This is a genomic window from Jiella sp. M17.18, from assembly GCF_041027365.1.
Classification (GTDB): Bacteria; Pseudomonadota; Alphaproteobacteria; order Rhizobiales; family Rhizobiaceae; genus VKMB-3413.
In genome coordinates, this window is sequence record NZ_JBFTEH010000031.1 from 1 (window position 1) to 9216 (window position 9216).

Consider the following 9216-nt stretch of genomic DNA (forward strand, 5'->3'; position numbering starts at 1 on the left):
ATTGGAAAGAGGTCTGACCATCCGATGCTGGCCTCCCACCCAGCCAGCATCTTGAATCACATTTCCAGCCGCGGCGGAATCGCCGGATTCAAAGCTCCTATGAAACGCTCTAGAATTCCGTAGGGGAGTCACTAGGTGTCCAGTGAACTTTCCTCGACACCGTAAACGCCCGCCAGCGCCGCCCGCTCTTCCGGTGACGGGATGTCGCCCCCTTCAATCTGCCACAGGCGTTCGGGCTCGATGCCGGTCGTCAGCGAGACGGCCTCGAGCTGCAGGTCGTAATGTGTCATTCGGCCCGACGTAGTGACCCACCCGCTTCAACGCGATCAGTGGTTTGCCGCGCCGATCGGCGTCGGGACCCACGCCGATCCAAACTCTGAGTGGCGTCTGCGAACGAAGGGGCCCCGGCGCTGTCGCCGGGACCCCTTCTTGTCTGCCGCTGAGGCTAGAGCTGCTTGAAGATCGCTCGGACCCTGCTGGCCGCGACTTCGATCTCCATCGGCGACATCGGCTGCGGGTCGGGACCGAGCGCCGTCATCGACGCCGCGAGCCCCTCGCGCAGTTCCGTCTGGACGTAGTCGTGGACCCAATCGGACCAAACGACGCATCCGGCGATGCGGCGGACTTCAGCCGCGAGCGTCGGAGCCATGTACGTCAGCACCCCCGTCTCGTCGTGGTTGCGCTCCGCCTTGGCCACGGCCTGCCGGATCGCCCCCAGTTCCGCCGCTGCGAACGGCGGCGAGTTCACGCGCTCCGGAGCAGCCACGATCTCCCAAATCCGATCCCGGAGGATCTCCTCGGCATCCCGCTTGCTCCAGCCGACCTGCACAGCGTGCAGACGGCCGCCGACGAACAGCGCGTGCGTCGGTGGTTCGTTGACCCCAATGAAGGGGGCCACCGGGTCGGTCGTTGCCGCGTCCGTCGTGTTCATCGCGTAATAGAGAGTGCGCACAGCGTCGCGGACGGCCTGATCGTTCGGGGTTACCCCCCACGTCTGGTCGTTGACCATGTTGTTCCTCCTGTTCACTCCGCCGACCGCCCATCGCTGGGGCGGCCGCGCCCCCGGCGGAGAGGGGCTTGATTTCTGGGGCGCGGTTCACGGGAGGTAGGCTTGGTTTGAGGATCCCCTTTCTGATCAGACGACTATGCCGCTCGTATCCTGCGGGCTCATTAAGCGTTCGTCTAAAATGCAACCGATTTTCTGGATTCCTCGATTGCGCCCTGGGCGTTGGCCATCGGCCCTCGTCCCGTTCGGTTGCCGCTACCACGCTCTTCCGGGTTCCGACCGGAGCAGATGCCCCGATGCTCGCCGCTATGGCTGCATTTGGCATGAGATGATCGCCCCGTCCGACCCACGCCATCGCAGCCGGCGTCGAGACAACTGGAAACCGGCCCCGGGATAATCCCGCTGCCCCTTGAACGAGCTGAAGCCGCGCTTGACGTCATGCCCGTTGCCAGGGCACAGAGGTGACGCCCATTCGGCTCCGGGGCTGAAACGCCAGGGGTTGCAGAAGGTTAGATTTTATCTGGCTGGGGATCCAGGTTCCCCAGCCAGCTTCTCCTCGATTATCGATCTCACGGCCGAATTCCCTCAGCTGGGAATCTTTTCGCCGCCGATGCATCGGTTGATGCACCAAACCGAGGCATAGGGCTGGGGCACAAGCCTCCCCGCCTCGCCGACATGGTCCACTTCGAAATTACACCTCATCGACGGACGTGACCACAACGGGTCGTGTCCCGACAGGTGGTGTCGGAAGCGGCTTCCCTGAGGTGGCCGTCGCCGATCTTCGGTAGGGTTCGGATTGCGAACCTGAGCCTGGAGCCGAAGATGGCGATGACCGATGCGAAGAAGTCGCTTCTAGACCTGATCGAGCAAGAGGCTGAGGTAGCGGCCGTCTAATCGCGAAGATCGTCCCGTCGGCCGATGCCTGGTTATCTCCGCGGGTGGCGTTCCCGACATCGGCCAGCAGCGGGTGATGCTCTCCTGGCCGACTGACGTCTGTCGGCTAAGCGCCGCAGGGGTGCCGAATTGCTGCGAGGAGCGCAGCCTTCTGGGCTCTCCAGATTTTCTGGTCGCTCCGCCGTCCGAGTTCCAGCGTCACAACGGAAATGTGCTTCTCCTTGCCTGCGTAAGTGCCGAGCGAACCGGGCACCGGATAGCCAATGCTGCGTGTGATGCGATCATGGTCATGTCGGCTCATGCGCCGCGCCACCGCCATTGCCGGGCCGTCGATATCGACCTGATGATAAGGGGCGTGGACGGAAACGATCAGCCAAGGACGGAACCGCGCCATCCGCTTGAGCAGAAACCGGGTCGCCGGTTCCGACGCCGGCCGAACACCGGGGTTGTCGCCGTTACGACGGGGCTTCGTGCCCCAGTCCGAACTGGGAAAATTTCGGTTCAGATCGACACCGCGAGCGTTCGTCCGTGTATGATGAGCGAGGCCGTCCGGATTGGCCTTCGCGACGAGGACGACGGTCCTGCCCGCATAGGCTGACGGATGAAGAGCGAGCCATCGCCGGACGTGCGCGACCAGACGCGCGCCCGAGGGTTCGTTGCCATGGATGCCGCCGATCATCAGAACAGCGCTTGCGCCGTCGCCGAAGATATTCGCCGTGATCGAACGCCCGTCGACCGAGCGGGCGTTCAGTTGCCGCCCTGACGTCGCTGCTTCGGCGGGGTTTGTGATCAAGACGGACAATGTCGCCGCTCCTGTTAGAGCGACGCTCAAAGACAGGTGCAACAGCAGCCTGCCTCGCGATCCGTGGGATGCGCGTGCTGTCATTGCATGGCTTCCTTGGGAGGGGTCGAAGGACGGGGCCGCCCCGATGGCTGTCCCGTCCTGTCCTTTCAGCTGCTGTCAGGCGCTGGCTCGCGCGGGGTTCCTGCCCAGGAACTCCTGGCGCCTGGCCTCGCCCTCCTCTTCGCTCGGCTGGTCGACCTTGGTGATGCTGAGATAGGCGATCAGGGCAACGATGACGGCGAAGAAGACGGCGTTGACCGCCCAATCGCTGATGCCCAACCCGCCGTCCTGCGGGGACTGGGTCAACAGGTCGCCGATCGAGGCGCCGAGGGGGCGGGTCAGGATGTAGGCGATCCAGAACGCCAGGACGGAGCCGAAGACCTTGCTGTAGTAGGCGACCGTGGTTGCCGCGATGAGGCCGCCGAAGATCAGGACGCCTTCGAGATAGCCGAAGTTGAGGCCCTCGGTGGCGAAGTCGCCGCCGGCGGTGCCGAGGGCGAAGGTGACGAGGATCGCCGCCCAGTAGAAGAGCTCGCGCCGCGTCGTGAAGATCGAATGGATCGACAGCGTCTTTTCGCTGGCATGCCAGACGAAGAAGGTGATCGCGAGCAGCGCGGTGAAGGCGACGGTCGAGATCCACAGCGGGACGCCGAGATTGTCGGTCAGATTGTCGGTGATCAGCGTGCCGACGACGCTGATGAGGATGACCGTCAGCCAGTAGACCCACGGCACGTACTGCTTCTTGACCAGCTGGTAGACGAGGACGCCGACGAGCAGGACGCCCATGACGAGAGACGTTCCGGTGAGACCGAAGCCGAGGTTAACGTTGAGAAAATCGGCGGCTGTCTCGCCGACGGTCGTCGCCAGGATCTTGATGATCCAGAAGTAGAGTGTGATTTCCGGGACTTTGCACAACATCTCCCGCGTGCTGCTTCGCTGCATAGAAGCCATAGACGGCCCTTTCCTGCTGAAAGACTGGTGGGACGAGCAGCGATCGACGGCGCGATGCCCTTGCGATCGCGCCACCGTTCTAGGGAGCCAGTCTCGACGTCAGCTTTCCGTCAGCTTACGGATCTGCAACGCGGCGACGCTTGAAGTTTCGGAAATTGCGGAGGCAGGACTCGGGGCTCCGAGCTTCCGCGGAGAAGCCGAGGAAGTCTGGAAGGGTTCGGCCCGATGCACGTTTTCTGACGGACGACGTCGCAGGCCCGAAGGGAGCCCGGCTCCCTCAGCGCATGTCGCCGGTGTGTCCCTGCGAATACCGGCCCGGCTGCGGCCAGACGGTCAGGCCATGCGGTTCCGCGCCGACGCGGATCTTCGTCACGCCGCCCGTCGCGGTGTCGATGGCGTAGACCTCGTTGTCGAAGCGGCCGGAGAGCCAGAGCTTGGTGCCGTCGGCGCTGACATTGCCCATGTCGGGACTGCCGCCGCCGGGGATCGGCCAGGTCGCGACCACCGCGCGGGTCGCAAAATCGATGACCGAGATGCTGCCGGGACCGTGCGGGCCACCAGGCATCCGATGCGTGCCCCGATTCGAGACGTAGAGCTTTTTGCCGTCGCGGCTGACGTTCAGGCCGTGCGCCCCGACGCCGGTCTTGACGAACCCGACCTCCTTGAAGCTGTTCCCGTCGATCAGATAGACGCCGTCGTTCATCATGTCGGCGACGTAGAACACCTTGCCGTCCGCCGAGAGCCGGATGTCCTGCGGGGCGCTGCGCTTGGAGAAGTGCAGGTAGCCGACGACCGTCAGCGTCTTCAGGTCGATCTTGACGAGGCCGCCGCCGCCGAATTCGCAGGTGAAGATCGCGTAGGAATCGTCCGCTGCGAAATCGGCGTGGTTGATGCCGTGACAGTGCGGGGTGCGGATCGACGACTTCAACGCCAGCGTATGGGGATCGCGCAGATCCAGCTGCTCGCGCGCTTCGTCGACGACGATCGCCGAGCTGCCGTCGGGCATGAAATACATGTTGTAGGGATCCGAGACCGGGATCGCGGGTCCCGGCTTCCCCGTCGTCGGGTCGATGGGGGTCAGGCTGCCGCGCCGGGTATGGCTGGCGTTGTTGGTCACCCAGAGGGTCTTCAGGTCCCAGGAGGGGACGACGTGCTGGGGTCCGAGGCCGACCTTGAAGGTGTCGACGACCTTCAGGGTCTGGCTGTCGATCACGGTGACGGAATTGGACGAGTGGTTCGGGACATAGACGCGCGGAAGCGCATCCTTGACCGCGGGACTGAGGTCCCCGGCACCGGTCCGGCTGTAGATGTCGACGAGGGTGGGCGTTGCGGGAGTCGGCGCCTTTTCGGCGGGCGTCTCCTGTGCCGCGCCGGCTGCCGGCGCGCCGGACGAAGGCGGCGGCACGGGCGCTGTCGATGCGGCCGGCGAAGGGGCTGTCTGCGCTGGTGCTGCCGCTGCAGGCGTCGCCTTTGAGGTGCCCGCTGGCGACGCGGCCGTCGAAGGCGCCGGGACCGGCGCCGTCGAAGCGGGGGTCGTCGCGGCCTCCGGCGCGTTCGGAACGATGGCCGGTTCGGCCGCGAGCGTGAACCGGGACCAGACCAGAGGCACCACCAGAAACACCCATCTCGAACGCAAGGACGAACTCTTCACTTGCCGCGGCCTTGGCCGGCGGTGAATTGCCGGATGGCCGCGACGGTGTCGCGGACGACCAGATCGACGCCGATCTGCCCCAGCCGGGCGGACGAGCGCCGGGGATCGCCGCCATAGACGCCGTCCTTGGCCGAGAAGCCCTTCGACCGGGCGATCGCGTCCATGCGGACCATCGAGGGATCCGTCGCCAGCATCAGCGAGGTGTCGGCAAGACCGGCATGCGTCCCGATCTCCGACGGCTTCACGCCGGCGGCGAGGAGCGCCTTCCCGTATGCGTGCTGCGTGTCCGAATAGTAGATGCGCGCGGGATAGGCGCGCGTCGGTGTCTTGGCCCACTCCCGGTTCAGCCGATCGGCGACGGCCGTCTCGTCGGCCTGGTAGCCGCCATGGTCGCCGATCAGGACGATCGTCCGGAACCCGGCATGCCGGAAGCTACGTGCGGCCGACTCCAGGAGGTCCTCGAAGGTTCGTTTGCCGATGGTGATGGTTCCTGGGAACTTCATGTGGCCGGTCGGCGGATCGACATTGCCTTCGGGCACGTAGGAAACGACCGGCGCGACGAACGCATCGCCCAGCGTCTCGGCGATCTTCTGCGCCAGGATCTTCACGCGGACATTGTGCTTGCCGAGTGCGATCGCTGGCCCGCTCTGCTCGGTGCCGCCGATCGGGATGATGATCGTCGTCTTCCCCGACGCGATCGCATCGCGCAGCTCCGTCCACGTCTGGTCTTCGAGAAAGACCGACGCCGAACTCGCGGTGGTGGCGGTGAGCAGCAGAAAAAGGGCGACGGCCGCCGGACGAAGCGTCCTGACGGAACAAACACGGACGGCAGGTCGCACTTCGAACCTCGACGTTGCTTTTGCCCCAAATAATGCACGCGGGCGCTGGTCACGTCACTTTACCGATTTGTATATTTTTTCGGCTTTCAGCTTGTCCGTCGTTTCTCGTAGATGACGGACATTCAGGACAGCCGAGGCGACGGGCTCGAGGCCGACGTCCTGCGGCGGGACGGTTGCCGCACCGACAGGTTCATCGGTTTACCTTCCGCTTCTGAAGTTTGCACAGGCCTGCTTCGTCCTGGCGGCCGGATCCGGCCGAGCGACGCGCTTTGTCAGATCGCGCGGTCCGTGATCGTCGGCTCTCGCTCTTGCGCGATCAGGCCTTCGCCGACCAACCCAAGGGGTTTCCCATGACCATGAGCCTTGCGAGCCGCACCGAGTTGGACGCCGGCGAACGGCAGGCCCGGCACGACGACATCCCCTCCNCTCTTGCGCGATCAGGCCTTCGCCGACCAACCCAAGGGGTTTCCCATGACCATGAGCCTTGCGAGCCGCACCGAGTTGGACGCCGGCGAACGGCAGGCCCGGCACGACGACATCCCCTCCCCGGCGGCACACACGCGCTATCCGGCCTTCAAGCGCCGACTTTCCGACAAGGTCTTCTATATCGCTCCCGCCCTCATGTGGCTGTTCCTCTCGGCGCGCTATCGGAGCCTGACGCTGCCGACCGTCGCCAACCCGCAGATGGAGGCCGGCGGCCTCTGGGGCGAGTCGAAGGCGCAGACCTTCTCCCTCTTCGGCGCCGAGGCCCTCCGCTGGACCGCGCCCTTCGTCACCGTCGAACGCTCGGCCGGCGACCCGTCCGGGAAAGGCGATTTCGCGCGGCTTGCCGAGGCGATGAGGGCGGCAGGTCTGACCTATCCGGTCGCCGCCAAGCCGGACCGGGGCTATCAGGGCTGGGGCGTAAAGCGGGTTCGATCCGATGCGGAGCTGATCGCCTATATCGCCGCCCTCCCTCCGAAGGCGGGGCTGATCGTCCAGCAATGGGTGCCGTTCGCCGGCGAGGTCGGCATCTTCTATACGCGCCGGCCCGGAGCGGCACGCGGCAGCATCTGCTCCATGGCGCTGACATACCCGCCCCACGTCGTGGGCGACGGCCGTTCGACGATCGGCGAACTGGTCGAGGAGGACGTGGTCCTGCGCGCCAACGCCGCGCTTTATCGGCTATGGCATGCGACACGCTGGGACAGGATCTTGGAGCCCGGCGAGATCTTCGCTCTCACGACGGCCCGGAGCGCCCGGGTCGGCGCGGTGTATCGGGATGCCGCGAAACACATCACGCCGGAGCTCGAGCGCCGGATCGAGGCGATCGCGCAGGACATCGACGGCTTCCGGTTCGGCCGCTTCGATATTCGGTTCGAAAACCTCGGGAAACTGCGGCGCGGCGAAGGCTTCCGGATCGTCGAGCTGAACGGCGCCGGGGCCGAGATGCTGCACATCTGGGACGCGAGAACACGACTGTCCCGCGCCTACCGGACCCTCTGGGACCAATATCGAACCCTGTTCGAAATCGCCGACGAAAACCGCCGAAGGGGCTTTCGCCCGCTCTCGGTCTCGCAGATGATCCGCCTGCAGATCCGCCAGGAACGGCTGCGGCAATCGTATCCACCGAGCAGATGAGGACCCGAAGCGATGGAGCTGAGATCCTGGCTCCGACGCCTTCGGCGACAGGCAGCCCCCAAAGGGCCGGACCTCGATCCCGGTGCGAAGGGCGGCCGCGGCGGAAGCCCGCCGATTCCTCCCCGCTCTCTTCTGTGGGAACCACGCGGCGCCGCACCGTCTTCTCTCCGGAACGTGCGCGAGCGCGTGATCGCGATGACCGGGATCGGGCTTCGAAACGATCCACCTCCCGCCTCGAAGGGCAAGATCGAGCGGCACGTCCTTGCCGGTTCCACGGGATGCCCACGTATCAGCTACCTGTCCGCCGGCAGCCCGGAGGGCGTGCTCGTCCTGTTCGTCCACGGAAGCCCGGGCTCGGCAGACGAATGGACGAGCTTTCTCTCCGACGTCCCGAAGGGCCAGTATCGCATCGCGATAGACCGGCCGGGCTTCGGCTCATCGCCGACGGATGAACCGGTCGTCGCCCTCGCCGATCAGGCCGACGCGATCGGACGGATCATCGATGCGCATAGGGCGAAGAGCCCGGTCCTCGTCGGCTATTCCTACGGAGGCCCGGTCGTGCTCAGGCTGGCGGCGGACAGGGGGCAAACGATCGCGGGCATCCTGCTCATCGGCTCGGCGGCGGACCCGGACCTGGAGACGGTCCACGTCCTGCAGACGCTCTTCGCATGCCGCCCATTCCGGCGGGCGCTTCCCGGTCATCTGGCAGTCGCCAATGCCGAACTGATCGCGCTGAAGGGCGAGCTGGAAACCTTGTCGGAGAAGCTCCCGCTGCTCGTTTCACCGGTCGCGATCGTCCACGGGAGTAACGACACCCTCGTCCCCTTCGGCAATGTCGGCTATCTCCGCGAGCGGCTGCGAAACGCGCCGAGCCTGAAGCTCTCCGTCGTGGAGGGCGCGGACCACTTCATCCCCTGGAGCCACAGATCCCGTGTCGAGGAGGCGCTGGGCTGGCTTCTCGGCAGTGTCAGGAATTCCGTTTGCGGGCGGGGCATAGTGGGACCGAAGGAGATCCCCCATGGCCCGCCGCAAGGAACCCAGCATCCCTGACACATTGCTCGACCAGCTTCTGTCGGGCGCCGATCCCAAGACCGCCTTTGATCCTGGCGGCCTGCTCGACGGCCTGAGGAAGGCGCTCGCCGAGCGGGCGCTGAACGCCGAGATGGACCATTATCTTGCTGGCGAGAACGCTGCTGGCAACGGCCGCAACGGCTACGGCAAGAAGACCGTCACGACCGACAGCGGCAAGTTCGAGCTTGCCGTTCTGCGGGACCGGCAGTCGAGCTTCGCCCCGCAGATCATCGCCAAATACCAGCGCCGCTTCCCGGGCTTCGACGAGAAGGTCATATCGATGTACGCCCGCGGCATGAGCAATCGGGAGATTGTCGGGCATCTCCACGATCTCTACGGC

At 65.4% G+C, this 9216-nt stretch carries 9 protein-coding genes; 3 read left to right on the plus strand and 6 right to left on the minus strand.

What is annotated here, in order from left to right; translation table 11 throughout:
• Positions 1-131 precede the first annotated feature (131 nt).
• From AB5S17_RS23055 to AB5S17_RS23080, 6 genes are all read right to left on the minus strand, one after another.
• Positions 132-290 carry a hypothetical protein gene (locus AB5S17_RS23055; RefSeq protein WP_369243529.1) on the minus strand — a complete coding sequence of 53 codons (159 nt, stop codon included), beginning with the start codon at positions 288-290 and terminating at the stop codon, positions 132-134.
• Positions 291-445: 155 nt separating this feature from the next.
• Positions 446-1009, minus strand: coding sequence for a hypothetical protein (locus AB5S17_RS23060; protein WP_369243530.1), 564 nt, complete (start codon positions 1007-1009; stop codon positions 446-448).
• A 997-nt stretch (positions 1010-2006) separates the two neighbouring features.
• Positions 2007-2702 (minus strand): DUF2817 domain-containing protein, encoded by a 696-nt coding sequence (locus AB5S17_RS23065; protein ID WP_369243531.1) that lies wholly within the window; start codon positions 2700-2702, stop codon positions 2007-2009.
• Positions 2703-2861: 159 nt separating this feature from the next.
• Positions 2862-3662, minus strand: a complete 801-nt coding sequence (locus AB5S17_RS23070; RefSeq protein WP_369243532.1) for a hypothetical protein — start codon at positions 3660-3662, stop codon at positions 2862-2864.
• Positions 3663-3972: 310 nt separating this feature from the next.
• A complete protein-coding gene (locus AB5S17_RS23075; protein ID WP_369243533.1) occupies positions 3973-5100 on the minus strand; it encodes a hypothetical protein in 1128 nt (375 codons plus the stop codon).
• 242 nt (positions 5101-5342) lie between these two features.
• Positions 5343-6185: a creatininase family protein gene (locus AB5S17_RS23080; RefSeq protein ID WP_369243534.1), complete on the minus strand. Its 843-nt coding sequence runs from the start codon at positions 6183-6185 to the stop codon at positions 5343-5345.
• A 684-nt stretch (positions 6186-6869) separates the two neighbouring features.
• On the opposite strand from AB5S17_RS23080, the gene AB5S17_RS23085 reads away from it, so the two are divergent.
• The 3 genes from AB5S17_RS23085 to AB5S17_RS23095 all read left to right on the plus strand — a co-directional run.
• A complete protein-coding gene (locus tag AB5S17_RS23085; RefSeq protein WP_369243535.1) occupies positions 6870-7805 on the plus strand; it encodes a hypothetical protein in 936 nt (311 codons plus the stop codon).
• Positions 7806-8000: 195 nt separating this feature from the next.
• Positions 8001-8855 carry an alpha/beta fold hydrolase gene (locus AB5S17_RS23090; protein WP_369243537.1) on the plus strand — a complete coding sequence of 285 codons (855 nt, stop codon included), beginning with the start codon at positions 8001-8003 and terminating at the stop codon, positions 8853-8855.
• Positions 8824-9216, plus strand: a 393-nt coding sequence (locus AB5S17_RS23095; RefSeq protein ID WP_369243536.1) for a transposase, incomplete at its 3' end; no start/stop codon positions are given. The genes AB5S17_RS23090 and AB5S17_RS23095, both read left to right, overlap by 32 nt.